This is a genomic window from Streptomyces sp. NBC_01428, assembly GCF_036231965.1.
Classification (GTDB): domain Bacteria; phylum Actinomycetota; class Actinomycetes; order Streptomycetales; family Streptomycetaceae; genus Streptomyces.
The window spans coordinates 6,246,224-6,271,988 of the sequence record NZ_CP109499.1; the positions used below are offsets into that span (position 1 = coordinate 6,246,224).

Genomic DNA, 25,765 nt, shown 5'->3' on the forward strand with positions numbered 1-25,765 from the left:
AGTTGCCGGCCCCCTGCCCCCGGCGGTCCGACGGGCCGCTCGGACCTGTCCCGGTTTCTGTGGCTCCTACCGCCGTGTCCCCGTCCGTGACCTGGCGGGAAGCCGCCAGGGCGCCTTCCCGCCAGGTTCCGTCAACACCCCCGCAACACAAGCCCCCCGACACTCTTCGCAAGCCCCGGGCACCACCCCCGTCCGGCGCGGTACGGCGATGAAGAGAGGGCACCAATGACCAGAGGACCAGCGAGACGTCCGGCGGCGCTGCTGTCGGCCGGGCTCGTGCTCGCCCTGCTGCCCATGGGGCGGGCCGGCGCGCTCGACGCCGCGGGAACCGGCGACACCGGCACCCCGGCGTCGAAGCGGGCCGCGTCCGCGGCGCACACCGTCACCCTCGTGACCGGCGACAAGGTGACCGTCACCGACGTCGGCGGCGGCAAGAAGACGGTGTCCGTGGTGCGGCCCCGGGGTGCCACCGGAGCGGTGCGCACCCAGGTGGCCGACGGGGCCGTCACCGTCGTACCCGACGAGGCGCTGCCGTATCTGCGGGCGGGCACCCTCGACCGTCGGCTGTTCGACGTGAGCGAGCTGATACGCCAGGGGCTCACCGATCAGAAGACGCACGAGCTGCCGCTGATCGTCACCTACGACGCCAAGGCACGGGCCCTGATCCCGGCCGGGGCCGAGCGGACCCGGGCACTGCCCAGCATCCGCGGCGCCGCCGTCGACGCGGACAAGGGCCGGACGTTCTGGAAGGCGGTGACCCGCCAGGACGGCATCGGCAAGGTATGGCTCGACGGGCGCGTCAAGGCCGACATGGCCGAGAGCAACGCGCAGATCGGCACCCCCGAGGCGTGGGAGGCCGGTCTCACCGGCAAGGGCGTGACCGTCGCCGTCCTCGACACCGGTGTCGACACCGGCCACCCCGACCTGGCAGGACGCGTCACGCAGACCAAGAGCTTCATCGACGGACAGGAGGTCGCCGACCGCAACGGGCACGGCACGCACGTCACCTCCACCGTCGGCGGCAGCGGCGCCGCCTCCGACGGCAAGGAGAAGGGCGTCGCGCCCGACGCCACGCTCGCCGTCGGCAAGGTGCTCAGCGACGAGGGCTCGGGCAGCGACTCGCAGATCATCGCCGGCATGGAGTGGGCCGCCCGCGACGTGCACGCCAAGGTGATCTCGATGAGCCTCGGCTCGACCGAGGCCAGTGACGGCACCGACCCGATGGCCCTGGCCGTCGACAGCCTCTCGAAGGAGACCGGCGCCCTCTTCGTCATCGCCGCGGGCAACACCGGCGCCCGCTCCTCCATCGGCTCGCCCGGCGCCGCCGACTCCGCGCTGACCATCGGTGCCGTCGACTCCGCCGACGAGGCCGCCTACTTCACCAGTGCCGGACCGCGCTCCGGCGACAACGCCCTCAAGCCCGACCTGTCCGCGCCCGGCGTCGACATCCTCGCCGCCCGCTCGACGCTCGTCGACGGCAGCGGCCCGTACACGACGATGAGCGGTACGTCGATGGCGACCCCGCACGTCGCGGGCGTGGCCGCGCTGCTGGCGCAGAAGCATCCCGACTGGACCGGCGCGCAGCTCAAGGACGGGCTGATGTCGACGTCGAAGCGGCTCGACGCCTCCGTCTACCAGCTGGGCGCGGGCCGGGTGAGCGTCCCGGACGCGACCGGCGCGGAGATCACCGCCACCGGCAGCGCCGACCTCGGCTTCCACGGCTGGCCCTACGAGGACGACAAGCCCGTCACGAAGACCGTGACGTACACCAACTCCTACGACGCGGCGGTGCGGTTGACGCTCGCCGCGGAGGGGGCCGGCGAGGGTGTCGCCACCCTCGCCGACACCACGCTCACCGTGCCCGCGCACGGCACCGCCTCCACCACGGTCACCGGCGACGCGGCGAAGGCACCGGTCGGCGACACCTCCGGGCAGATCGTCGCCTCGGTGGACGGCACCCCCGTCGCCCACACCGCGTTCGGGCTGGTCAAGGAGGAGGAGCGGTACACGCTCACCGTCCACGTGAAGGACCGGGACGGCAGGCCGACCGCAGCCGACCTCGCGGTGCAGCAGTTCGCCGCGGGCACCGACCCCTACCCGGCGTCCGTCGGGGAGTCCGGCACCGTGAAGCTCCGGCTGCTGCCGGGCACGTACGGCCTGACGTCCTTCCTCGACGTGCGCGGCAGCCACGGCGCCGACTCGCTCGGACTCGGCTTCCTCGCCGCACCCCAGATCACCCTCGACCGGGACCGCGACGTCACCCTCGACGGACGGACGTTGCGGGAGATCGCCGCCAAGGTCGACCAGCGCACCGAGACCCGGCAGCTGCTGATGGAGTACGACCGCAACGCGGGCGGCTCCGACCTGTTCGGCGCGGTCCAGGTGCCGGTCATGTACGACAGCATCTTCGCGGCGCCGACCCCGAAGGTCACCGAGGGCAGCTTCGACTACCGGACCGTGTGGCGCCTCGGGAAGCCCCTCCTGGAGGTGAAGGGCGTCGGGGACGCGCTCGCCCAGCCCGGCGGCACCCTCATCGAGGGCCGCAGCAAGCTGTCCCTCGTCGACGTCGGTGACGGACCGTTCACCGGGGTGCGCGGCAAGGCCGCCCTCGCCACGCTCACCGACGGCGTCGAGCCGGCCGCGCTCGCCCAGGCGGCCCAGGACGCGGGCGCCAAGGCCCTGTTCGTCACCGACGGCACGGCGGGACGCCTCAACGCCTGGTTCGGCACGGACGACTACGCCGACCGGTCCCTTCAGATCGCCACCGTGAACACCGCGGACGCGGCGAAGCTGCGCTCCTCCCGGACCGTCGACATGACCGGCACCCGCAACACGCCCTACGTGTACGACCTTTCGCAGGGCTACCGGGGCGCGGTCCCGGACCGGAGCCTGACCTACGAACCCGGACACCGTGAACTGGCCGTGCTGGACACGAAGTTCCACGCGGTGAAGCCGGTCTCGGGCAGCGAGTTCCGCTACTCGATCGCCGCCCCCTTCCCGATCGGCATCGGCTTCCAGGAGCGCGTCGACTACCCGGCCGAGCGCACCGACTACGTCTCCACCGGCCCCGGCCAGACCTGGACGGAGTCCGCGTTCGTCGGCGAGGGCACGCTGGAGGAGCGCAGCGGCCTGGTCCCCTACAAGGGCGGCACCCACGACACCCTCGACTGGTTCAAGCCGGTCTGGCACCCCTGGCTCGGCACCGGACTCGGCTGGGGCCAGCAGCGCAACGGCAACCAGATCCAGTTCAACACCCCCGGCTGGGGCGACTCCGGGCCCGACCACACCGGCTTCGGCGACGTGTGGAGCGAGGAGTCCGGGATGACCCAGACCACCTCGGTGTACCAGGACGACGTCCTCGTCGACCGGGGCACCAGCTCCGCCGCCTACGTGTGGGAGGCGCCCGCCGACGAGCACACCTACAAGGTCGTCACGGACACCGCCCTCGACCCGGAGCGCTGGAAGCTCTCCACCAAGGGGCACACCGAGTGGACCGTCCGCTCGGCGGCCACCCCCGAGGACCGCTCCACCTTCCTCCCGCTCCTCAACCTCGGCTTCGACGTCGGCACCGACCTCACGGGCGACGTCCGCCACGGCCTCGTCCCGGTGGGCCTGTTCGCCGAGTACGTGAAGGGCGCGCCGGACACCGGCACCATCGGCGGCGGAAAGCTGGAGGTGTCCTACGACGACGGGAAGACCTGGAGGAAGGTGCCGCTCCTCGGCCACCAGGCCTCCTGGAAGGGCCTGTTGGCCGTCCCGCGCGGCGCCGGCTTCATCTCGCTGCGGGCCTCCGCGCGGGACGACCAGGGCGGCACGGTCACCCAGGAGATCATCCGGGCGGTGGGCGTGAAGTGACCGGCCGCCGCGCGGCACCCCCGCGACCAGCGGGTGCCGCGCGGCCGGCCCATGGAACGGGAGACCCGGCACCCCGGCTCCTCCGCACAGGAGGGACACGGCGCGCCGGTCCCCCGGGCGGCCGTCGGTTCCCCTTGGGAGGGGGGAGCCGGCGGCCGCGTCCGTTCACCCCCGGAAGGGCTCCGCGATGCCCCGGATCACGCCGAGCTCCAGCAGGTCCTGCGGCCGGACGCGGAGCTGGTCGGCGGTCGCGTGGACCTCGCCGGCGGGCCGCTTGAGGATCGCAGCGGCCGCCTCCGGAGCGATGACGGAGAAGTAACTGTCCGGCGTGGCCCACGTGTTGCCGGGCGCGGCCAAGGCCAGTGCGCCGCCCGAGCCGCCCTCCCCGATCACCAGCGTCGTGACCGGCGTCCGGGCGGTCGCCACCGCGGCGAACAGGTCGGCGATCGCCGGCCCGGCCCCCTGCCCCTCGGCCTCCGCGTCGTTCGCCGCGCCCGGGGTGTCCACCAGCGTCAGCACCGGGACGCCGAGCCGGCCCGCCAGCCGGACCAGCCGGGCGGCGGTGCGGTACCCCGCGGGACGGGTCGCCGTCCCGCGCTGGGCGGCGAACGCGACCGTCCGCCCGTCGCGCGTGCGGCCGAAGCCGCACTCCATGCCGTCGTCGGTGCCGCCGCAGCGGTCGCCGCGGATCGTCGCCCGGCGGGTGAAGTACGCGTCCAGATAGGCGTCGGCACGCGGACGTCCGCCGGCGCGGGCGCGCTCCACCGCGTCCCAGCCGGTGGCGGGCAGCCCGCCGACACCCAACGCGGCCGGGACGGGGGCCGGTTCGGCGGACGGACGGCCGAGCAGGTCCAGCCAGAGGGCCAGCGTCTCCCGCAGCACCTCGCGGGGGACCAGCGCGTCGACCGCGCCGGCCGCGAGCTGCGCCTGGGCCGTGTACGCGGCCGGGTCCGCGTCGGCCGGCCGGACGCGGGAGCCGGCGAAGGCGACCTGGGCGCCGGGCAGCGCCAGGGTGACGTCGGCGCCCGCGCCGAGCGTGGCCCAGCCGCCGCCGGTCGTCGGGTCGCGCACGACGGCGACCTGCGGGAGCCCGGCCTCCCGGGTGAGCTCCGACTGCCGCGCGACGCGCTGGAGCTGGGTCAGGGCGACCATGCCCTCCTGCATCCTGCTGCCGCCGGTGGCGACGAGCGTGACGACGGGCAGCCCGTGGGCGCGGGCGTGCGTGTGGGCCGCCTCCAGGCGGGCCCCGGTGCGCTCGCCGAGGGAACCGCCGAGGAAGCCGAACTCGAAGGCGACCAGGACGGCGGTGACCGGTCCGAGCGGCTCCCTGCCGTCGGTCGTCGTGCCGAAACTCGCCGTCCCGAACGTCGCCGTGCCGCAGACGACGGACTCCTCCTCGCCGGTGCGGTCGGCCGCGCGGGCCCGCGCCGCGTCGTACCCGTCCCACGCCAGCGGGCCGTCCGGGCCGGACTTCCCCTCGGGGGAGGGGAGTTCGGCGAAACTGTCGGTGACCTGGGCGATGGCCTCGCGGGCCGAGAAGCGTTCAGTCACGGGGCAGCTCCCTCTTGAGGATCTTGCCCATGTCGTTGCGGGGCAGCTCGTCCAGGAACCGCACCGTGCGCGGCCGCTTGTGCGGCGCGAGGCTGCCGGCCACATGATCGGCCAGCTCCCCGGCGGACGGCGGACGGTCCGGGTCGGCCGGCACGATCCAGGCGGCCACCCGCTCGCCGAGGTCGGCGTCGGGCTCCGCGGCGACGGCGGCCTCGCGCACACCGGGGTGGTCGAGCAGCGCGTTCTCGATCTCCCCCGCGCCGATCTTGTAACCGCCGCTCTTGATCAGGTCGGTGGCCTTGCGGCCGACGATCCGGACGGCGCCGTCCGGATCGAGGACCGCCATGTCGCCGGTACGGAACCAGCCGTCCGCGGTGTACGCGGCGGCCGTCGCGTCGGGCCGGTGCAGGTACTCGGTGAACAGGTTCGGTCCCCGCACCTGGATCTCGCCCACGCTCGTGCCGTCGTACGCGCCGGTCGGGGTGCCGTCGGCCTCGTACCCGGCGATCGTCGTCCCGTCCTCCTCGACGAGCCGCAGTCCGACCCCGGGCAGCGGAACGCCCACCGTGCCGGGCCGGCCCTCCGCGTCCGCCCGCACGCTGGTGTTCATCAGCGTCTCCGTCATCCCGTACCGCTCGACGACCCGGCGGCCCGTCGCGGCCGTGATCCGTTCGTGGTCGTGCAGCGGCAGCGCCGCGGACCCCGACACGAGCAGCCGCGCCCGGCCGAGCGCCGCCGCCAGCTCCGGATTCCCGTCGAGTTCCTCGGCGATCCGGTGGTACATCGTCGGCACCCCGAACAGCATGGTCGCCCCGGCGTCCAGCTCCCGCGCCACCCCTTCGGTGCTGAACCTCCCGAGGTGCCGCACGGACCCGCCGCGCCGCAGCGGGCCCAGCACGCCGAGGATCAGCCCGTGCACATGGAACAGGGGCAGTCCGTGCACGAGGACGTCGTCGCCGGTCCACTGCCAGGCGTGGGCGAGCGCGTCCAGCGTCGAGGCGACCGCCCGCCGCGGGATGACGGCACCCTTGGGCGGGCCGGTGGTCCCCGAGGTGTACACGACGAGGGCCGGAGCCGTGGGGTCGGTGACCGAACCGGCGGACCCGAAGGCGTCGGACCCGCCGGCGTCGGCCGTGTCCGGAACATCCGGCGGCGCCGCCGGGCCGGCGCCGCCCGTGCCGGGGACCTCGACGTCGATCCTGCGCAGTGCCGCGAGCGGGGCGGGCAGGGTCTCACCCGGGGCGGCGAGCACCAGGGACGGCGCGCTGTCACCGAGGATGTGCCCCAGTTCCGCCACTCCCGACTTCGGGTTGAGCGGCACCGCCGGCACTCCGGCGAGCAGCGCGGCGACGACGCCCACGGCCGTCTCCAGGGTCGGGGTCGCCCACACGGCGACCCGCCCGACACCGTCGAGCCGCGCGGCCAGCGCCCCTGCGGAGGCGGCGAGTTCCGCGTACGTCAGGGACCGATGACCGAAGCGCAGCGCGGACCGGTCCGCGACCGAGCCGCTCACCAGGGCCGGGAAGAGGGAGAACACGAGGACTCCTTGCCGTGAGACTTCACCGGGACGGACAGCCTCTTCCTACACGATGGCGGTCCCGTGGCGGGCGGTCGGCCGCCCCCTCCGCGTCGGGGACGTGGAGGGCGGGTGCGGACGCCGTGACGATCGCCCGGGATGCGGGCTCGATCGTCCGGGAACCGTGGCGCCGACGGACCGGGCCCCGTAATGTCGGCCGGGCGCGACAACTTGATGAGTCAACTGCCGGGAGCCCTTTGGTGAGTCAGTCCCCGCCACCCCGTGCCGAGACCCGCGTACGCCTCGACGTGCCGACCGCCGGGCAGGGCCAGGACCGGGGCGACGTCCTCGTCCGGTGCGTCCTCTCCTCCCGGCCGGTCCTGCGCGTGGAGTGGGTCCGGGCGGTACGGGCGGCCGGGCCGGTGCGCGACGTCCGGACGGGCGGAGCGACGGGCGGCGAGGGAGCGGACCGATGAAGCGGCCGGCCGGCGCCGTCGGAAGACTGCTCACCGCACTGCGCCCGCGCGGCGCCCGCTCCGGGACACGGGCCCTCGCGGTGGACCTCGGCCGGGAGCTCCGGCACCGGATCGACGCTCCCGTCGACGTGCGGGAGCTGGCCCGGGCGCTGTGCGAGGAGATGAGCCGGCGGCGGGGCGGCCGGCCCGTCCAGCTCCGCTTCGAACGGTTCCCGGACGAGATCGAAGTGACCGGTCTGTGGATGGAGTTCGGCGACTTCGACCTGGTCGTCGTCGAGGAACGCGCGGAGACCGTTCAGCAGCTCGTCATCCTCGGCCACGAGCTGTGGCACATGAAGGAAGGGCACCGCGACCACCACGTGGACGGCGCCTCCGCCGTCGCACGCGCCGCGCTCTCGGGCCGTCCCGACTGGACCGGGACGGGCGCGCCGCCGCGACGCGAGTTCGCCCTCACCGTCGCCGCCCGTGACGGATCACGGCAGGCGGACGAGGCCCGGGCCGAGGAGTTCGGCCTGCATCTGGCGAGCGTCTTCCGCTCCTGGCTGGCCCGCCCCGGCGGCCGGGGCACGGTCGACCCGGTCGGCCGCGCCATCCGCACCTCGCTGGGCTACGGCCCCCAGGACTGACCGGCGCGCGCCCCGGGCCCCGCTCCCCGGACGGACACCGGCCCCGCGCACCCGCCGGAGGACCGATAACGGCTTGGCCCGAGGGCACGGGTGGTTGTTAGCCTGCGGCGGGATCGTCCCGAAGTGGCACGCCGGTGCGGCGCGTCCGTGACCGTACGCCGGTGTCGTACGAGGAGGGAGTCGTCGTGGCCCGTATCGCGCTCGTCACGTACAACCCGGGCGAGGAGCCCACCGTCGACCGGGACCTGGCGGTGCTGCGGCAGGCGCTGGAGGACGCCGGGGCCGAGGCCGCCGTCGTGCACTGGGACGACCCGGACACCGACTGGGCCGCGTTCGACCTGGCGCTGATCCGCTCGACCTGGGACTACAGCTGGCGGCTGGCCGAGTTCACCGAGTGGGCCGAGCGGTGCGGGGGCCTGACCCGGCTGCTGAACCCGGCGCGGGTCGTGCGCTGGAACACGGACAAGCGGTATTTGGGGGACCTCGCGGAAGCGGGCGTCCCGGTCGTCCCGACCCGGTACCTCGCGCCGGGTGACGCCGTCGACCTGCCCGCTGACCGCGAGTTCGTCGTGAAACCCACGGCCGGGGCGGGCGCGCGCTACGCCGCCCGGTACACGCCGAAGGAGCGCGAGACGGCGGTCGGCCAGCTCGCGCGGATGCACGCCGAGGGGCTGACCGCGATGGTCCAGCCCTATCTGGCGAACATCGACGTCCGGGGCGAACGGGCCCTGCAGTTCTTCGGCGGACGGCTGCTGCACGCCAGCCGCAAGGGAGCGGTGCTGGAGCCGGGCACTCCCTACGACGGGGCCAAGACGCCGCACCCGCGGCTGGAGGCCTGGGAACCCACGGCGGCCGAACGGGCCGTCGCCGAGCGGGCGCTGGCCGCCGTCCCGGGCGGCGCGGACTCCGTGCTCTACGCGCGCGTGGACCTCGTCGACGGCGACGACGGACAGCCCCTGGTGATGGAGCTGGAGCTCGTCGAGCCGAACCTCTTCCTGTTCCTGCACCCGGGGTCGCTGCCCGTCGTCGTCGACGCGATCGTCGAGGCCGCCGCCGCTCAGTGACCCGGCGGCGCCGGATCGGGCGCGGGACCCTTCACGGCCACCCGCTGCAGCAGCCCCCACGTGAACTCCGCCGCGCACTCCTGGCGCACGCCCGACGCGTCGGGGGCCGTGAACGCCAGCCCCCAACGGGTCGGGGCGGTGCCCTCCAGCGGCCGGACGGGAGCGAAGGCGCGGGCCACCTCGTCGACCGTGCAGGACCAGGGAACCATGTCGTCCAGGGTCTCCAGGGCGGGGCCGTCGGCACCGGGGGCCCGCACCAGCCACTCGTTCCAGGCGACGCCGTTCCCGGTGACGAGGACCTCGAAGCGCAGGGTGGGCCACAGCGGGACCGGCCACTGGAGGGCCTCGCAGGCCAGGTCGCCGATCCGGCGGCCCGCCGAGGACTCGGGGACGCCGAGGACCGAGCGGTACCGGGAGGCCGCCGACCGCTGCCGCGGCGCGTGCAGCATCGCCTGCCAGCGGCGGTTGGCCTCCCGCATGTCCGCGATGGACACCCCCAGGGCATGGCGGGCGTCCTCGACCAGGTCAGGCTGGTGGTCGGCCATGCGGCGCAGCAGGACCAGCTGGAAGTCGAGCGGGGTGAACGGGGTGGTGGGGCGTCTGGCCGGCATGGGATCCATCGTCGCGCACCGGCCGGCCGCCCGGACGCCGGCCGTCCGGCAGGAACAGCACCGAGTTCACGTAACGGGGTCCGCGCGGCGGCAGCACCCGGCGCAGCAGCCCCTGTCCGGCGACGTACGCCGTCCGCGCCTGGTGCTCCTCCAGGGGGAAGGAGGCGAGCGGCAGCCAGCTCCTGCCGGGGAGTACCCAGCCCGCGTACCCGAGCCCGGCCAGCTGCTCGACGACCGGGGCGACCGGCTGGATACGGGACTCGAGTTCGACGAAGAGGGCGGGCCGGTCGCGGGCCAGCAGGTTCCGGGCGCCGCGCAGCACGGCCGGTTCGTTGCCGTCCACGTCGATCTTGACGAAGCCGACGTCCCGCAGGTCCAGGCTGTCCAGGGTGAGACAGGGCACCTCCAGGGCGCGGGCGTGGATGTCCCTGCGGACCAGTGAGGACACCCCGCGGTCGCCCGCGTCGCCGGCGGGCAGCCACAGCCGGGCGGTGCCCCGGTGGTCGGAGGCGGCGGCCCGGACCACCCGCACGTTGCCCGGGGTGCCCGACGCGAGCAGCCGGGCCAGGTGCGGTACGGGTTCCACGGTCACCACGCGGCGCGCCCGGCCGGCGAGCCGGTGCGTCCAGGGGCCGTACCAGCCGCCGACGTCCACCGCCGTGCCGCAGTCCGGCGGGCAGAGGTCGGCGAGCCGGGCCAGTTCGGGCTCGAAGCGCGGGTAGACGAACCGGGCCGCCGCCGCGACGAGACGGGTGGGCACGAAGGGGGCGACGCGCGCGGCGAGGGTCCGGTCGTCCGCGCGGTGGCCGGCGGACGCGCTCACGGGGCCATCCGCCGCAGGAGTTCCCGGTGTTCGTCCTCCGTCACCTGCTGTCCGGAGGACGGCAGCAGCTGCGGGATGCCGTCCACGACCGGATAGCGGCGGTGCAGACGCGGGTTGTAGAGCGCCTCCTCGGTATGCAGCTCCGCGTCGGGCGGAAGGAGGTGCAGAGGCCCCTTGTCGAGGGGGCAGGCAAGGATCCTCAGCAGGGGGTCGTCGGGGGTCATGGGGGTGTCAACTCCTTGGCGCCGGGGGAGGGTTGCGGCGCCGTTTCCTGTCCGGGCATGGCGAGCAGGACGGCCACGGCGAGAACGGTGCCGGCCAGCCGCAGGGTGAGCCGGACCGGGTCGTGCGGCAGCGCCTCCCCGAACGTGAGGGTGCCGAGCACCGCCGTGAACAGACAGCTCACGGTCGTGCAGACCGGCACGATCAGCGACGCCCGGCAGCGCTGGAGCGCCGCCTGCGACATGACCAGGCCGAACGCGCCGGTGAAGAGCAGGAGATAGGGGTACGGGGAGCGCAGCAGCCCGAGCACCGCACCGGCCGTTTCGTGGGTCGTCAGCCGGCCCGACACCCCCTTCACGGCCAGTGAACTCACCCCGTACAGCAGGCCCACCGCCACCCCGTACTCGACCCCGCCGGGCGGTGCGCGGTGCGGTTCCCGGGAGCGCCGCTCCGCCCGCCCGTACAGCCACAGGCCCAGGGCGAGCGTCGGCAGGCAGACGGTGAGGACCAGCGGGGCGGGAGCGCCGCGGCCGACCGTGTCCGAGCTCTCGCGCAGGGACAGCACGACCATCAGCAGGGCCGCCAGGATCGCCCCGAGCGCGTACCGTTCCCGGCCCGTCGTCCGCTCGCCGAGCAGCCGGGAGGACAGCAGCACGAGCAGCACCAGTCCGGAGACGAAGATGCCCTGGGCGGCGGCGATCGGCAGCGTGCGGTACACGGCGAGCTGTGCGGCGAACCCGGAGGCCAGCGCGAGGGAGCCGCCGATCCACAGCGGGCTGCCGAGGACCAGCCGCAGCAGCCGCGCGGGACGCCGGAAGTCCACCTCGGGCATCGTGCCGAGCGCCCGCTTCTCCAGGACGAATCCGGTGCTGTACAGCACGTTCGCGAGCAGCGCCGCGATCACTCCCCACCACATGGCTACGTCCTTCGCGCGTGCAGGAGCAGGATCGAGGACAGCGACGGCACGGCACAGGCCAGCCGGTCCAGCGGCCGCAGCGGGCGCGGCACCCCGTGGAAGGGGGCACCCGCGAGCCGGACGACCTCGAAGCCCGACGCGGCGACGAACTCCCGCAGAGCGCGGGCCGTGTAGAGCCGCAGATGGCCCACGACCTCCCGCCCGGGACGGCCGTGCACGGCGCGCAGGCTCACCTCGGAGAAGACGGGCTGGACCCCGGCGAGCAGCAGGCCGCGGTTGTACCAGGCGGCGAGGTTGGGGGTGGACAGCATCAGGTGCCCGCCGGGGCGCAGCACCCGGCGGATCTCGTCGAGCGCCCCGTCCGGGTCGACGAGATGCTCGACGACCTCGCTGAACAGCACCGCGTCCGCCGACTCCCGGGCGAACGGCAGCCCGCCGCCGGTGAGTTCACCACGGACCGTGTACGGGACGCGGGTGCGGGCCCGGCGCAGCGCGTCCTGCGACCAGTCGACGCCGACCACCCGGTGTCCGGCGAGGAGTGGCGCCGCGGCCCGGGCGGCGGTGCCGTCGCCGCAGCCGATGTCGAGCACGGTCCGCGCGCCCCCGGTGGCGGGGCCGAGCGCCGCGGCCAGCATCCGCGCCTGGCGCAGGGTGCGCGCGGCACCGGAGGCGACGGGGACGGCCGGGTCCTCGTAGAAGTCCCGGAGCCCGCCGCCGTGGTGGGCCGCGGTCGTGACCGGGGCGGGGTCCGTGGACCGGGCGCGGGCCGTCATCGGCCGCTCGCCCCCGTCTCCTCGGTCGCGTGCAGGTAGTGCTCGAAGAGGTCGCGGAGGTGGGCCCCGTCGCCGTGCCCGAGCAGCGAGCGCGACCAGCGCAGCGAGACGTGCAGGCGCCCCGCGGTGGACGCGGTGGTGACGGTCAGCCCACGGGGGGTGCGGGCGGGCGCGGAGAACCAGACGGCCCGGGCACGGCCGGCCTCCTCACCGAAGTCCAGGGCGTACGGGATGCGGCCGATGTTGCTGAGCAGGCAGGTCGAGGTCCACGGCCCGGCCGCCCTGCGCAGCCCCCTGGTGACGGCGGCCCGCCAGGCCACCGGAACGACCGGCGCGGTCAACAGGGCTGCCCCGTGCCCGAGTTGCGGTCGGTCGGCGGCCTTCAGCGCCCGTGTGCGGGTGGCGGTGCGGCGCAGCAGCTCGCCCATGCGGGAGGCGTCCACCTCGGCGGGGGAGAACGTCACCTCCACCAGCCGGGTCCCGTTGCCGATCGGCATGTCCGCACCGCGCGGACGGTCGTCCACCGGCATCGTGATGCGCAACGGCCGCGGCCGCTGCCCGTGTTCGCGGTTCCAGTGGGCGACCGTCAGCGCGGTGGCGGCCATCAGCTGGTCGTTGACCGTGTAGGGGGAGCCCTGGGGGCGGCGCGGCACGGCGAGTTCGGTGACGATCAGCCCGTTGCCCGGGGCGGACTCGGGGGCGCCGGAGGCGACCCGGGCGGGCGGCGCCCACACGGACGGGGTGCCCGCGTCCCCGGGCTCGACGGCGTCCGGAGGGCGGACGGGCGGTGCGGCCGGGGTGTTGTCCCGGCCGCCGTACAGTTCCGCCGCGGTGGCGAGCACCCGGAGACAGGCGGGGCCGTCCAGGGCGGTGTGGTTGATGGTGAGAAAGAGGACCGTGCCGTTGCCGTTGCTGATGTTGTTGCTGCCGGCGCCCGTGGCCGGGTCGGCGCTGGTGCCAGTGGGGGTGTCCGGGGCCGCCCCGCCGTTCGCCGCCGGGCCCGCGCCCTCCACCACTTCCAGGCGGACGGGCGGGGACGCCGACAGGGGCGGGGCCGCCTCCAGACATCTGGCCCGCGCGGCCCGCAGGGAGTCCCGGCCGTGCGGCGTGAAGGACACCACCGCCGTGTCCGGCTCCGGGGTCAGCTCCCACTCGTAGCGGCGCCGGTACCAGCGTCCCGGGGCCTCGCGCATCAGCACCCGCGGATGGCGCCGCAGCGCCTCGGTGAACGCGGCCGTCAGCCGGTCCCGGTCGAGCGGACCCGGGAGATGGATCTCGATGTGCACGGTCTCCGGCTCCGCCTCCTGGAGGCAGTGCCGGGCGACCTCGTCCACCACCGGGAACGGAACGCGCACCGGTCGTCGTGCGGGGCCGCCCGTGCCGTCGCGTGCGGGATGGTCCACCGTGGTCATGAGGACGCCCCCTTCCCGGGGTCGTTCCGGGGCTCCCCGGGCGCCACGGCCCGCAGCCCCGGCATGCGGAACGCCCTGCGCGGCGCGGGCCGCGCCGCCGCCGGATCACCTTCGGACCGCAGCGGCTCGGGCCCGCGCGCGGACACGGTGGGCCCGGCGACGATCCCGGGCTCCGGCGTCCGGGAGAGCGCGGGTGCCTCGGAGCACCCGGACTCCGGTGGACCGGCGGGGTCCCCGGACGGGACACCACGGGACGGCGACGGGCCTGGAGCGCGATCGGACGCGACACCGCCGGACTGCCGCGGTCCGGAGCTGGATTCGGGTTCTGTCATCACCGACTCACCTCCTGCCGGGCGGAGTTCGACGTCGGCCCGATCGAACTCGCCCTGACCTGAACGGACTTCGACATCGCCGGTACGAGTCGCGCGGGGTGCACCGGCCGCACCGGCCGCATCCCCGGCCCCGGCCTCCGCTTCTCCCGTCCGCTGCCCGTCGGGCCCCGTATCGGAGTGCTCCCGTTTCGACAGGTCCGCTCCCCGGCGGGACCGGAACCCCGCGGGGAGGGTGCGCGGGCCGGGGGATCCGCCGCGTTCCCGGCGGGGCAGGGGGGCGGCCGGGGGTGGCCCGGGGTCCGGTGCCGGTGCCGCTCCGGGTGGGGCCGGCACCTCCCGGCCCCGTGACGCCCCCACGCTCACCAGCCCCGCGAACAGGCCGATGAGCGCGAGGAGTTGGGCGACGGTGCCGAACGCGCCCTCGCCCGCCGAGGGAGGCGAGCCCGCGCCCGTCGCGGCGGCGATCCCGGCCCCGGCGAGGGCGAGGAACGCGATGGGGACGAGGAGCGGGTGCCGGCGCCGGGCGAGCAGGGCGAGGGCCGGGACCAGCAGGGCGAGGAACCCCGCGACCACGACGCCGACCAGGGTCAGGGCGACCAGCCCCAGCCAGATCCCCGGTGCGGGCGGCACCGGCTGCGGCTCGTCGGGGTTGGGCTCCCGACGGCGCCACACCACCAGTCCCACGAGCACCAGGATGCCGACGCCGCCCGCGATCAGCCCGGCCTCGTAGGTCGTCGCGGGCCCGTACGACAGCGTGACCGTGCCGCCCGCTCCGGACGGGATCCGCCAGCCCTGCTGCCAGCCGTCGAGCCGGACCGGCGTCAGTTCCTTGCCTCCGAGGGTGGCCTTCCAGCCGTCGTTGAAGTTCTCGTACGTCGTCAGGTACGAGGCCGCGCCCGAGCCGACCGTCACCTCGCGGCGGTCGCCCAGCCAGTCCCGTATCCTCAGGCCCCGCCCCGTGGTGCCGGCCTCCGCCGGGGTGCCGCGGGTCAGCGTCACGTCCGTCACGGCCAGCGGACCGCCGTCGCCCGCCTCGACCCGGTGCGCACCCTCGGCGAGGCTCAGATCGCCGTCCTCACGCCCTTGCTGACAGAGCGTCACCTCGACGGGCCGGCGTTCCACGAGATCCCGCACGGTTCCTTGCGCGCTCGTCCCGTACAGCTTCCCGTCGACCGCCACGACCGGGCCCTCGCCGCAGGGCAGCGCGAAGGGCCGGGTCCCGGCGGGCTGCGGGGTGCGGTACTGGTCGAGGCCGGGCACGTACGCCTCGGTCAGGCCGACCGGCAGCCGCAGGCCGGCGCCGGCGACGGGGTTGTGGACGGTGAGCCGGGCCGTTCCGGTCACCTTGATGTCGAGATGGTCGGTCGTGACGGGGTCGAAGCGGGCCCAGCCGTTCTCGTCGACGCCGACGACCGCCGCGCCGTCCGGGGAGCTGATCTCGACCTTCGTCGGCCGGGTCGACAGGCCGCCCGCCGGCGCCAGCACGACGGAGGACACCGGCTGTTCGCCCGGCCAGCTCAGATGGATCGTCGGATCGGAGCCCGCGATCCACGCCGTCGTCAGGTCGCCGTCGGTGAGGTTGCGCGCGGACACACCCGCGCCGAGCCGGGCCGTCGAGTCCGCCGTCGCCGTGATCCGGCCCTGCTGCTCGGGCGCGACCTCGTACAGCAGCCGGTCGAGTTCCGTGCCCGGTACGGGAACGGCGCTCGCCTTCAGCGAGTACGTGCCCGCCGTCGAGGTGGAGAAGACGCGGTGCAGGCCCGCCTCGGTGCCCGTGGGGGAGAGCCCGGTCGGGTCGGTGGAGCGGTGCAGGGACACGATCTCGGCGGTCGCGTCCGCGCCGGAGGCATCCGTGGGCAGCCGCAGCAGCCGGGTCACCCGCACGTCGGGGAGGCCGATCTCGGAGAAGCCCGCGCCGGTGAGCCCGGCGCGCTGCGCGGTCGATCCGGTGATCGTGATGCGCAGCCAACCCGTGGACCCTGGGGGGGCCTTGACGCTCTGCTTCCTGCCGTCGGGCAGGAGATAGCTGGAGACGGAGCCCTTCTCGGTCTCCACCCGGACCCGGGTCGCCGCCGAACGCACACCGTCCTGCGGGAGCGGGATCACGTCGAAGGAGGCGGGCATGTCCACGGAGCCGTCGAAGCGGATCCGCAGCCACTGCCCGTCCGCCGACCCCGCCGTGCCCTCCGCCCACGCGGTGTCGGGGTTGCCGTCGAAGGCGTTCACCGGGTCGTACTGCGGGAGATGGAACAGCCAGTTGCCGCTGGACGACGCGGTCACCGACCGGGCGCCGCGCAGTTCCGCGACGGTCTGGTGTCCGACGCCGTCGGTCGGCAGGATCTGCCGCGGCGCGCGCCCCGGGTCCTGCACGCTGTCGCTGTCGTTGCGCTGGTCACGCGTGTACGTGTACGAGGTGTTCGCGTCGACCAGACCGAAACGGGTGTCGGCGCGCCGCAGCCCGTCCCCGACGATCTGCACGCCGGCGGTGCCGAGCCCGGGGTGGTTGTCGCCGGTGAGGACGGCCGCGCGGCCCCGGACCGCCGGATCGGCGGCGAGCGGGAGCAGCGCCTCGGGACCGCCGGAGACCACGGCGGTGTCCGCGATCGGCTTCAGCCCGGCCTGCCCGGGCCGGGCCACCGCCGTGTCGGCCGGCTCGTAGATCTCCACGGCGCGCTGCCGCGGATAGAGGCCCTCGACCTGGAGCGGGGTGTCGTTCGCGATGCGCCCGCCGGTCGTCACCGGACCGAACCCGGTGACCCGCCGGTAGCCGGACTGCTCCAGCGTCCGCTTCACCGTCGCGGTGGGGACGTGGCCGAGCTGGTCGGGGTCGAGGTCGTTGCGGACCACGACGTAGTACAGGCCGGCCCGGCTCAGGTAGTCCGCCAGTCCCGGGACGTCGCCCCCGGTCAGCAGGGCCTGCTCGACCGCGTCCATGGCGCGCCGGTTGCCCGGGGTGCCGAAGGGCACGTAGTCCCGTTCGGCCCAGCGGGAGTCGGCGAGCACGTCGAGGGGTTCGTCGATGGGGGAGCCCCACGTGTAGATGCCGTGCGCGGTGGCGGGGACGACGAGGGCCCGGGAGTCGGGCGAGTACTTCTCCAGCCAGTCGGCGGTGGTGTGCCAGTACCGGGGCAGCTCCTGGAACGAACCCGGCTGAAGGATCGCGCCGTTGAGGTAGGGCCAGGCGAGGCCCGGCAGGACGAGGACCGCCGCGATCAGCGGGGCGAGGCGTCTGCCGCGCACCGGGCGGGCGCCGTGCGTGCGGGTCGCGACCCCCACCAGGTGCGCGAGACCGAGGACGAGCGCGAGGGCGAGGCCGGTCTGGAACTTGTAGATGTTGCGGAAGGGGACGAGCCGGCCGTTCAGCCAGTCCTGCGCCACGCCGTGGAAGGGTGCCCCGAGCGAACCGCCGTACCCGGCCAGGGTGATGAGGACGACCGACAGGACGGTCAGCACGAGCCACCGGCGTTCGGGCAGGTCCCGTCGCGCCAGACCGGCGAGCCCGAGCCCCGCCGCGAGCGCCGAGCAGACGATCACGATCACCGAGGACGCGACGGACCAGCCGGCCGGCAGCCAGGCCTCCCCGAAGTGCAGGTAGGCCACCCAGTTGCCCGCGCCGCGCAGCGACTCGGTGGCCGACATGGTGGCCGTCGTCGTCTGCGAGGTCTCGATGTAGGGGAGGAAGTTCTCGCCGTACACGCCGAGCAGCAGCAGCGGGATCCACCACCAGGCCGTCGCGAGGATCACGCCCGGCACCCACCAGCCGATGAGTCCGCGCTGCCGGGGCCCCCGCGGCCGCGTGAGCAGATAGAGCCCGACGGGGAGCAGGGAGGCGAGGGTGGCCGCCGCGTTCACGCCGCCCATGAAGGGGACGACGAGCGCCGAGCGCAGGGCCGCGATCCGCGCGGTGTACCGCTCGTCGGTCAGCGGCAGCAGCACCCACGGCAGGAACGCGCCGGGCAGCGCGGCCGCCGAGGTCGACCCGACGACGACGGTGAACACCGGCCACAGCGCGTACGCGACGGCGGCGAGCAGCCGGGACGCGCGGCTGCCGGTGCCCAGCCGCTCGGCCAGCCGGAGCGCCCCCCAGAAGGCCACCGACACCACGACCGACAGCCACAGCCGCTCCGCCAGCCACACCGGCAGATGGACGAGTCGGCACAGCCCGTAGTACGGCAGCATCGGCCAGGCATAGCCGACGTACTGGTCCTGGATGCCCCCGAAGCCGCCCCGGTCGTGCCACAGCTGACCCAGGTCGGAGAGGAACTGCCAGGGATCCTGCGTCACCCCGAGCTTGGTGTCGAAGGTCGCCCGCCCGGGGTGCACGGCGAGGAACAGCGCGAACACCACGGCCCAGAACCCCAGCAGCCACCGGCGTGAGCGGGGCCCCTCCGGGGGGCCGGACGCGCCTGCTGCGGGGCGGACGGCTGCCGGGGGAGGGGCCTGGACCGTGCTCGTCATGGTGGACACCGCCGGAGGATGAGGAGGAGGTTCCAGGTGGCGAACTCGCGCAGCCCCGGTGCCTTGGTGACGGCTTCCGCGAGGAAGGGCCAGTAGCGGGAACGCGCCGAGACGAGCGTGACGTCGTCGCGGGCGCGGACCTGCCGCAGGGTGGTGCCGACGTGCACGGCGAAGAGGTTCTCGCCGAGGGTGTGCTTGGCGGGCCTGCCCGTACGGCGCCGGTAGCGGGCGCGGGCCCGCTCGGCGCCGAAGTAGTGCCAGGGCGCCCACTCGTGACCGCCCCAGGGGGACAGCCAGTTGGTGAACGCGACGTAGATCAGCCCGTCCGGGCGGGTCACCCGGACCATCTCGCTGAGGAACGTCTGCGGATCCGCCACGTGCTCCAGGACGTTGGAGGAGAAGCAGACGTCGGCGACCCCGTCCGCGAGCGGCAGCAGATAGCCGTCCGCGACGACGGCCCCGCCGGGCGGCTCGGCCCCCAACTCCCGTACGTCCGGCTCGAAGAGGTGGGCCTGGGCGCCGCGCCGGCGGAACTCCTCGGTGAAGTAGCCGCCGCCGCCCCCGACATCCACGACCGTCCGGCCCGCGACGGCGCCGTGCACCGCCTCGACCTGGTCGGCCGCGTCACGGGCGAGCAGCGCGTAACAGGCCGCCGGGTCGTCCTGCTCGTGCAGGAAGGCCCGGAACAGTGCGAGGGAACGGCGCAGGGAAGGGTCCTTGAGCCCGCTGCCGCCGACCGGACCGGCGCCGCTGCCGGCCCGTCCGCGTCCGGCGGCCGTCACGGTGCCCAGCCCCTCACCGCCTCCGCGGCCACCGCCCGGAACCGGCGGACCGTGTGGTTCCAGCGGAAGGCGGCGGCACGGTCGCGGGCCGCCCGGCCCATCAGCGCGCGGCGGCGGGCGGACAGGGCGAGGGTGCACCAGGCGGCCGCGAAGGAGGACTCGCCGCGCACCAGCACGCCTGTCTCGCCGTTCACGACGGAGTCCCGGAGCCCCGGCACGTCGAAGGCGATCGCCGGCGTCTCCCGCGCCGCCGCCTCGGTGACCACCAGACCCCAGCCCTCCACCGCGGAGGGATGCAGCAGCAGCCACGCGGCGCACAGCAGCCGGTGCTTCTCCGCCTCGGAGACATGACCCGTGAACTCCACGCCGTCTCCCGCGAGTTGCTGGAGACGCTCACGCTCGGGGCCGTCGCCGACGATCACCAGCCGGCCGCCGGTGACGGGCCGGACCCGTTCCCACAGCCGCAGCAGCAGATCGATGCGTTTGTACTCCACCAGCCGTCCCACGGCGACGAACAGCGGCTCGGGTGAGCGCGCGGCACGCGGCCCCGGCTCCTCCACCCCGTTGTGCACGACCCGGATACGGTCCCGTTCGACGCCGATCGCGTGCAGCGCCACCGCCGTCGACGGGGAGACGGCGACCAGCAGGTTGCCGCGCTGGGCGCCGGCCAGAGCCCAGTGTTCGAGGCGCCGGCCGAGCCGCGCGGCGGGCGCGAGCGGTCCGCCGAACCGCATCGGCCACAGGTCCGTGTGCACGTGGTTGACCAGGCAGAGCGTGGGCCCGTGATGCCACAGGGGGGTCAGGTACGGCAGCCCGTTGCACACCTCGACGAGCAGGTCGCAGCCCCCGACCTCGCGGTGGAAGGCGGGCCGGGCGCGCAGGAAGTGCCCGAGGTCGCCGCCCGCCGAGACGACCCGGTAGCCGTGGCCCGACGAGGGGCCGCCGCACACCAGGGTGACCTGGTGGCCCAGCCCGGTCAGCCCCTCGGCCAGCCGGTCGACCAGGAGTTCGGAGCCGCCCGCCGCCGGGTTGCCGAGATCGCGGCGGGCGAGGAAGACGATGCGGCGCGGACGCGGGGAGGGCGCCGGAGGGTACTGCGCGGCCCGCGGGGACGGGGTGCGCAGCGGGGACGGTACGTGCTGGGGCATGGGTGCTCCAACTCGTCTCGGGGTGCGGAACTCAGTGTGGGGGGCTGGACGGGGCGCCGGTCCTCGGTGGTCGTGCCGCCTGGGGTGCCTTCCGTGGGTGACGGGCCGGCGTCGCGGGTGACGCCGGGTGCGCCCGGCGGCGGGGGACGCTGGGCGCTCGGCTGTAACGGGGCTGTGAAAGCGCTGTGTTCGGGTGGGGTGGACAGTTTTCGCCGAGCCGTTCGCGTCGGCTACTCACCGAGGTGACAATTTCGGGGCTTTGTGGAGCTGACGGCACATCACATCGTGAGGGTCGGCGGGGGCGAAGCGGACGAACCGGGATCCCGTCGCCCGCGTACCAGCAGGACGGCCCCCGCCGCGGCCAGGAGGAACCCCAGCAGACCGGCGCCGATCGGCAACGTCGTTCCCAGCAGCCGCAGTTGGCCGCTCTCGGTCCTCGCCTGCTCGACCTGGTCGCGCTGGGTCGCCGCCGTGAAGGCCAGTTTCCGGCTGTCCAGCAGCACCGCCGCGTCCTTCGTGCCGCCCGGGGCCCGCAGCGTCTTGCGCGGGCCGACCTGTGCGTAGATCACCCGACCGGTGCGCTGGTCGACGACCAGCTCGACGAGGTGGTTGGCGTACCACTCCTCGGCGAGCACCTGGCTGCGCTGCGGTTCCCCGACCAGCGCGCCCGGCACCTGCCGCGTGCCGGTCCGGGTGGCGGGGACGGACCCGGTGAACCGGTAGCCCCGGTACCCGCGGATCTTCTTCGTGCCCCGGTAGTGCAGGGTGACCGGGGCGCCCAGGGAGTTGTCCCACCACCGGTAGTCGTGTTCGCGCACGTCGAAGGGGAACTTCAGATAGGCGTCGCCCTCGTAGTACGGGTGCTCCCGGCAGCAGTGCACCGGTTCGTTGGACCGCCGGTCGGTGACCCAGCGTCCGGGCATGAACTCCAGCGCGTCGCGCGGGTCGGCGGCCGGCAGGGAGGCGTTCGTGTCGACCGTCGTCGTCACGTCCCAGACCGCGCGGCCACTGCGTTCGCTGTCGGCGACGTCGCCGCGCACCACCTGGGTCACGGTGATGTCCTGACCGGGCACGGTCTCGGCCTTGTCGAGGTCGAAGACGCTGCCGGTGCCCTGGTAGACAGCGGTCGTGTCGATGTCGATCGGGTTCACGGCGGCACGCGGTTCCACGTACCAGGCGAGCATCGGGGCCAGCACGAGCAGGAAGGTGCCGAGGCCGACGAGGATCAGGGAGACGGGCGAGGACTTACGGCGCATCCGGGCACTCCAGTGGCTGAGGAGGCTCGACGCACGGGTGATATCAGCTGGTGCGAGGTGATACGGATGCGTCGACACCGTGGGAGAAAGTGCGCGTGCGGTACGGGCCGGGAACCGTAGGCGCACCCTTGACGGGGTGTCAATGCATTGTCGAGACTGGCTCCTGCCGGGCGGGACCGGCGCAGGCGCTGTCCGTGGGACCGCTCGACCGGCGGTCGCACGGGTTTCCGGGGTGGGGACGACCTCCGACAGAGAGGCTGACCCTGCGATGTCCAGACTGCTCGCCGTGGCGCTCACCGTCGCGGCCTCCGCCGCACTCGCCGTGGGTGCCGCACTCGGCATCGTCGCGCTCCTCGACGCGACCCCCGACCAGCCGAACACCCCACTGATCACGTACCAGAACGCCGCCCGGGAGCGCTGACCGTGCCGAGCCGCAGAGGCACCCGGCCGGCGCTGTCACGGCAGCCCGAAGAGCCCCGGCCCCCGTGGCGGGCCGGATCCGGCGTCGTCCCCGCGGAGTCCCCGCCCCGCCAGGACGGGACCGGGCCCCCGGGCCCGACCGGTGAGCGGCCCGGCGGGCGCCCGTCCGGTCGCGAACGACCTGCCGATCCCGAGCCCCCCGTCGACCGCGAACGACCGGCGGATCCCGAAGGGCCGACTGCCCGCGGCCCCGGACCCGGTGAGCTGCCCGGGCCCGATGCCGCGCGCGCCGGTCGCGGACCCCGGCGGAGCCGGACCGACCCGCCCGGCCGCGAAGGTCCCGGCACGGCGGAGACGGCATCCGGTCCCGGTCCCGCCGCGTCCGCGCCCGGAGCACGCCGCACACCGGCCGCCCGCGCCGGAGCCGCCCCGGCCCGCTCCGCCTGGCGCGACGTGCCGCGCCGCCAGGTCCGGCAGTTCGCCACCATCGCCATGGCCGAGGCGCCCGGGCTCGCCGAGGAGATCCTGCGCGAGATCCGCCGGGAGTACCCGCACCTGCCGCTCGTGCTCGACGACTTCGGCGAGCCGATGGCCCTCGTCGGCATCCGCCGCGCCATCGAGGTCTTCGTGCAGCACCTCGGAACGGCCGAGGGCCGCCCGCGCGTCCACCCCGAGGTCTTCCAGGAGTTCGGCCGGGGCGAGGGCCTGCACGGCCGCAGCCTCGACTCCCTCCAGGCCGTCTACCGGCTCGGTGTCCGGCTCGCCTGGCGGCGGTTCGCTGAGATCGGGCAGCGCGTCGACATGCCGCCCCCGGCGATGTACGAACTGGTCGACGCCGGATACGAGTACCTCGACGGCCTCGTCGACCAGTCCGTCCGCGGCTACGCCGAGGCCGCCGCCCGGCAGGCCGGGGAACGGCTGCGTCTCCAGCGGCGCCTGATGGAACTCCTGCTCTCCGAGCACCACCCCCGGGGCGACCTCGCCGAGGGCCTCGCCGAACGGGCCGCCCGGGTCGGCTGGCCGCTGCCCGGCCGGCTGGCCGTCGGTGTCCTGCTGCGGCCGGCCCGTGAGGCGGTCGCGCCCGCCGTCGGCCAGAGCGTGCTGCTCGACATGGAGTACGAGCAGCCGCGCATGGTCGTGCCCGAACCGGACGCGGCCGGCCGGCCCGAACTGCTGCACCGGGCGCTGACCGGATGGTCCGGCGCGCTCGGCCCGCCGGTCCCGCTCGCCGACGCCGCGAAGTCGCTGCGCTGGGCCGAGGCCGCCGTGGGCCTCATGGAACGCGGGCTGCTCCCCGGCGGCGAGGTGCTGCACTGCACGGAGCACACCGAGGCACTCGTCCTCCTCCAGCCCGAGGAACTGATCGACGACCTGGCCCTGCGCTGCCTGGAACCGCTCGCCCACTGCGGGCCCACGCACGGCAGACGGCTCGCGGAGACCCTGCTGGCCTGGCTGGAGACACGCGGCGGCGCCCCCGAGGTCGCGGCCCGGCTCGGCGTCCACCCGCAGACCGTCCGCTACCGCCTGCGCCAGATCAGGGAACTGTGGGGCGACGAGATCGACGACCCGGACCGGCGGTTCGAACTCGAACTCGTCCTGCGGGCCCAGCGGCTGCGCGGCGTACTGGGCGACCCCCGGACCCGCCGCTGACCCCGGTGCCCGCGTCGGCGGCCACGGCCCGTCCGACCCGGCCACCGGACCCGGCCCCGGACTGCCCACCGGACCCGTCCGCCCCGCCCGGCCCACGTGTCCCGCCGCCGCGCGCCCTCACCGGGGACCCCGCCCCACCCATTGCCCGCCCAAGCCCACTATGACTAGCCTGTGTTCGTCATGCCGATCGTCTGTTGAAATTTCGAACATATGGGAGGGGGCCGGCTGTGGGACGCCTCGTACCTGCCGTGACCCGGGCTCTGGACATCCTGGAACTCTTCCTCGACGGGGACGGCACGCTCTCCGCCCCCGACATCGTGCGCCGGCTCCGGCTGCCGCGCACCACCGTGCACGAACTGGTCACCACGCTCTGTGCCCGCTCGTACATCGTGCAGGTGCCGGGGCAGCCGGGACGCTATCGCCTCGGCGTCCGGCCCTACCAGCTCGGCAGCCGGTACGCCGAGCAGCTCGACCTCGCCGCCGAGGGTCAGCAGGTCGCCCGCTCCGTCGCCGAGACCTGCGACGAGACCGTGCACGTGGCGATCCTCGAAGGCACCGACGTCATCTACATCGCGAAGGTCGACTCCACGCACGCCGTACGCATGGTGTCCGCGGCCGGCCGGCGTCTTCCCGCGCACTGCACCTCCGTCGGCAAGATGCTCCTCGCCTCGCTGCCCGAGCAGCAGCTGACCGCGCGGATCCCCGACGACGCCGACCTCGTCGCCATGACGCCCAACAGCATCACCGAACCGGGAGCCCTGCGCGAGGCCCTCGCCGAGATCCGCAGCCGCGGGGTCGCCGTCGAGAACCAGGAGTCCAACCCGGACGTCAGCTGTGTCGCCGCCCCGGTCCGCGACCGCACGGGACAGGTCGTCGCCGCGCTCTCCGTCTCCGTGCCGATGATCCGCTGGAGCGACGAGCGCCGCGCCGAACTGGAGCAGCTCGCCGCGAAGGGCGCGGCCGAACTGTCCGAGCGCCTCGGCCACCGGAGCGTGGGATGACGGCCGTCGAGGTCGCGGTCCGCGCGCACGCCGCGCTCGGCGAGGGCCCCACCTGGGACAGCGCCGCCGACCGCCTGATCTGGGTCGACATCCTCGGCTCCCGCGTCCACACCTACGAGCCCGCCACCGGCCGCCGTACGGTGCTGGCCACCGAGCAGCACGTGGGCGCGGCCAAGCCCCGCGCGGGCGGCGGCCTGGTCGTCAACCTCCGTGACGGGGTGGGCCTCTACCCGCCGGCGGCGTCCGGCGGCTCCACCGGCGCCGGCGGGGCGGCGCCGTTCCGCTGGCTGCACCACGACCCCGTCCCGGGACGCCGGGCCAACGACGCGGCCGTCGCCCCCGACGGCTCGCTGTGGTGCGGAACGATGCGCTACGACGAGGCGCCGGGCGGCGGCACCCTCACCCGGATCGCGCCCGACGGCACGGTCCGCCCGCTCCTCGACGACGTCGCCGTCAGCAACGGCACCGGCTGGAGCCCGGACGGCCGCCGCGTCTACTACGTCGACTCGCCGACCCGCCGCATCGACGTGTTCGACCTGGACGACGACGGACTCCCGGTGAACCGGCGGGCGTTCACGGCCGTCGAGGACGGTTTCCCCGACGGTCTGACGGTGGACGCCGAGGGCGGTGTCTGGGTGGCCCTCTGGGACGGAGGGGCGGTCCGCCGCTACACCCCGGACGGCGCGCTCGACCGGGTCGTTCCGCTGCCGGTCCGCCGCCCCACCGCCTGCGCCTTCGGCAGCACCGGCCTCACCGACCTCTACATCACCACCGCCCGTACCGGCCTGGCGCGCCCGCACCCGCTGTCCGGCTCCCTGCTGGTGGTCCCGGGAGCCGGAAAGGGCCTGCCGCAGCCGCCGTTCGCCGGATAGC

The 25,765-nt window shown here is 74.8% G+C and carries 20 protein-coding genes; 8 read left to right on the plus strand and 12 right to left on the minus strand.

Annotation, left to right across the window (positions count from 1 at the left end):
• Positions 1-225 precede the first annotated feature (225 nt).
• Positions 226-3,855 (plus strand): S8 family serine peptidase, encoded by a 3,630-nt coding sequence (locus OG406_RS27005; protein WP_329188221.1) that lies wholly within the window; start codon positions 226-228, stop codon positions 3,853-3,855.
• A 165-nt stretch (positions 3,856-4,020) separates the two neighbouring features.
• Here the strand turns inward: OG406_RS27005 and OG406_RS27010 are convergent, their stop codons facing one another.
• On the minus strand, positions 4,021-5,406 hold the full coding sequence (locus OG406_RS27010; RefSeq protein ID WP_329188223.1) for a carboxyl transferase domain-containing protein: 1,386 nt from the start codon (positions 5,404-5,406) through the stop codon (positions 4,021-4,023).
• Positions 5,399-6,943, minus strand: a complete 1,545-nt coding sequence (locus OG406_RS27015) for an acyl-CoA synthetase (RefSeq protein ID WP_329188225.1) — start codon at positions 6,941-6,943, stop codon at positions 5,399-5,401. The genes OG406_RS27010 and OG406_RS27015 overlap by 8 nt, the downstream gene beginning before the upstream one ends.
• A 239-nt stretch (positions 6,944-7,182) precedes the next feature.
• Between OG406_RS27015 and OG406_RS27020 the strand changes: the two genes are divergently transcribed.
• From OG406_RS27020 to OG406_RS27030, 3 genes are all read left to right on the plus strand, one after another.
• Positions 7,183-7,398 carry a hypothetical protein gene (locus OG406_RS27020; RefSeq protein WP_329188226.1) on the plus strand — a complete coding sequence of 72 codons (216 nt, stop codon included), beginning with the start codon at positions 7,183-7,185 and terminating at the stop codon, positions 7,396-7,398.
• A complete protein-coding gene (locus OG406_RS27025) occupies positions 7,395-8,024 on the plus strand; it encodes a toxin-antitoxin system, toxin component (RefSeq protein ID WP_329188228.1) in 630 nt (209 codons plus the stop codon). Before OG406_RS27020 ends, OG406_RS27025 begins: the two co-directional genes overlap by 4 nt.
• Before the next feature lie 185 nt (positions 8,025-8,209).
• Positions 8,210-9,088, plus strand: coding sequence for an ATP-grasp domain-containing protein (locus OG406_RS27030; protein ID WP_164370753.1), 879 nt, complete (start codon positions 8,210-8,212; stop codon positions 9,086-9,088).
• Here the strand turns inward: OG406_RS27030 and OG406_RS27035 are convergent.
• From OG406_RS27035 to OG406_RS27080, 10 genes are all read right to left on the minus strand, one after another.
• On the minus strand, positions 9,082-9,708 hold the full coding sequence (locus OG406_RS27035) for a hypothetical protein (RefSeq protein WP_266848661.1): 627 nt from the start codon (positions 9,706-9,708) through the stop codon (positions 9,082-9,084). The genes OG406_RS27030 and OG406_RS27035 overlap by 7 nt on opposite strands.
• Complete coding sequence (locus tag OG406_RS27040) at positions 9,614-10,522, minus strand: FkbM family methyltransferase (RefSeq protein ID WP_266848663.1); 909 nt, start codon at positions 10,520-10,522, stop codon at positions 9,614-9,616. Before OG406_RS27040 ends, OG406_RS27035 begins: the two co-directional genes overlap by 95 nt.
• Complete coding sequence (locus tag OG406_RS27045; protein WP_164370748.1) at positions 10,519-10,746, minus strand: Trm112 family protein; 228 nt, start codon at positions 10,744-10,746, stop codon at positions 10,519-10,521. The genes OG406_RS27040 and OG406_RS27045 overlap by 4 nt, the downstream gene beginning before the upstream one ends.
• Complete coding sequence (locus OG406_RS27050) at positions 10,743-11,648, minus strand: hypothetical protein (protein WP_266849592.1); 906 nt, start codon at positions 11,646-11,648, stop codon at positions 10,743-10,745. The genes OG406_RS27045 and OG406_RS27050 overlap by 4 nt, the downstream gene beginning before the upstream one ends.
• A 14-nt stretch (positions 11,649-11,662) precedes the next feature.
• The gene (locus OG406_RS27055; protein ID WP_267050723.1) at positions 11,663-12,433 is read right to left on the minus strand and encodes a class I SAM-dependent methyltransferase; all 771 of its coding nucleotides are present in this window, start codon (positions 12,431-12,433) and stop codon (positions 11,663-11,665) included.
• The gene (locus OG406_RS27060) at positions 12,430-13,845 is read right to left on the minus strand and encodes a condensation protein (protein WP_329188233.1); all 1,416 of its coding nucleotides are present in this window, start codon (positions 13,843-13,845) and stop codon (positions 12,430-12,432) included. Before OG406_RS27060 ends, OG406_RS27055 begins: the two co-directional genes overlap by 4 nt.
• Positions 13,842-18,635 (minus strand): alpha-(1->3)-arabinofuranosyltransferase domain-containing protein, encoded by a 4,794-nt coding sequence (locus OG406_RS27065; RefSeq protein ID WP_329190990.1) that lies wholly within the window; start codon positions 18,633-18,635, stop codon positions 13,842-13,844. The genes OG406_RS27060 and OG406_RS27065 overlap by 4 nt, the downstream gene beginning before the upstream one ends.
• Complete coding sequence (locus OG406_RS27070) at positions 18,632-19,417, minus strand: class I SAM-dependent methyltransferase (RefSeq protein ID WP_443067108.1); 786 nt, start codon at positions 19,415-19,417, stop codon at positions 18,632-18,634. Before OG406_RS27070 ends, OG406_RS27065 begins: the two co-directional genes overlap by 4 nt.
• Positions 19,414-20,565: a glycosyltransferase family 4 protein gene (locus tag OG406_RS27075; protein WP_329188235.1), complete on the minus strand. Its 1,152-nt coding sequence runs from the start codon at positions 20,563-20,565 to the stop codon at positions 19,414-19,416. The genes OG406_RS27070 and OG406_RS27075 overlap by 4 nt, the downstream gene beginning before the upstream one ends.
• A 278-nt stretch (positions 20,566-20,843) precedes the next feature.
• Positions 20,844-21,821: a DUF3068 domain-containing protein gene (locus OG406_RS27080; RefSeq protein WP_329188236.1), complete on the minus strand. Its 978-nt coding sequence runs from the start codon at positions 21,819-21,821 to the stop codon at positions 20,844-20,846.
• A 268-nt stretch (positions 21,822-22,089) separates the two neighbouring features.
• Between OG406_RS27080 and OG406_RS27085 the strand changes: the two genes are divergently transcribed.
• From OG406_RS27085 to OG406_RS27100, 4 genes are all read left to right on the plus strand, one after another.
• Positions 22,090-22,242 carry a hypothetical protein gene (locus OG406_RS27085; protein ID WP_179165229.1) on the plus strand — a complete coding sequence of 51 codons (153 nt, stop codon included), beginning with the start codon at positions 22,090-22,092 and terminating at the stop codon, positions 22,240-22,242.
• 452 nt (positions 22,243-22,694) lie between these two features.
• Positions 22,695-23,891, plus strand: coding sequence for a helix-turn-helix domain-containing protein (locus OG406_RS27090; protein ID WP_266619957.1), 1,197 nt, complete (start codon positions 22,695-22,697; stop codon positions 23,889-23,891).
• 227 nt (positions 23,892-24,118) lie between these two features.
• Positions 24,119-24,892: an IclR family transcriptional regulator gene (locus tag OG406_RS27095; protein ID WP_266613502.1), complete on the plus strand. Its 774-nt coding sequence runs from the start codon at positions 24,119-24,121 to the stop codon at positions 24,890-24,892.
• Positions 24,889-25,764, plus strand: coding sequence for an SMP-30/gluconolactonase/LRE family protein (locus OG406_RS27100; protein WP_329188240.1), 876 nt, complete (start codon positions 24,889-24,891; stop codon positions 25,762-25,764). Before OG406_RS27095 ends, OG406_RS27100 begins: the two co-directional genes overlap by 4 nt.
• Position 25,765: the final 1 nt, after the last annotated feature.

Bases quoted from the DNA above. Each gene is read 5' to 3' on its own strand.
- OG406_RS27065 (WP_329190990.1), bottom strand. From the start codon at position 18,635: ATGACGAGCACGGTCCAGGCCCCTCCCCCGGCAGCCGTCCGCCCCGCA.
- OG406_RS27005 (WP_329188221.1), top strand. From the start codon at position 226: ATGACCAGAGGACCAGCGAGACGTCCGGCGGCGCTGCTGTCGGCCGGG.
- OG406_RS27060 (WP_329188233.1), bottom strand. From the start codon at position 13,845: ATGACCACGGTGGACCATCCCGCACGCGACGGCACGGGCGGCCCCGCA.
- OG406_RS27085 (WP_179165229.1), top strand. From the start codon at position 22,090: ATGTCCAGACTGCTCGCCGTGGCGCTCACCGTCGCGGCCTCCGCCGCA.
- OG406_RS27075 (WP_329188235.1), bottom strand. From the start codon at position 20,565: ATGCCCCAGCACGTACCGTCCCCGCTGCGCACCCCGTCCCCGCGGGCC.
- OG406_RS27045 (WP_164370748.1), bottom strand. From the start codon at position 10,746: ATGACCCCCGACGACCCCCTGCTGAGGATCCTTGCCTGCCCCCTCGAC.
- OG406_RS27035 (WP_266848661.1), bottom strand. From the start codon at position 9,708: ATGGATCCCATGCCGGCCAGACGCCCCACCACCCCGTTCACCCCGCTC.
- OG406_RS27025 (WP_329188228.1), top strand. From the start codon at position 7,395: ATGAAGCGGCCGGCCGGCGCCGTCGGAAGACTGCTCACCGCACTGCGC.
- OG406_RS27100 (WP_329188240.1), top strand. From the start codon at position 24,889: ATGACGGCCGTCGAGGTCGCGGTCCGCGCGCACGCCGCGCTCGGCGAG.
- OG406_RS27080 (WP_329188236.1), bottom strand. From the start codon at position 21,821: ATGCGCCGTAAGTCCTCGCCCGTCTCCCTGATCCTCGTCGGCCTCGGC.
- OG406_RS27055 (WP_267050723.1), bottom strand. From the start codon at position 12,433: ATGACGGCCCGCGCCCGGTCCACGGACCCCGCCCCGGTCACGACCGCG.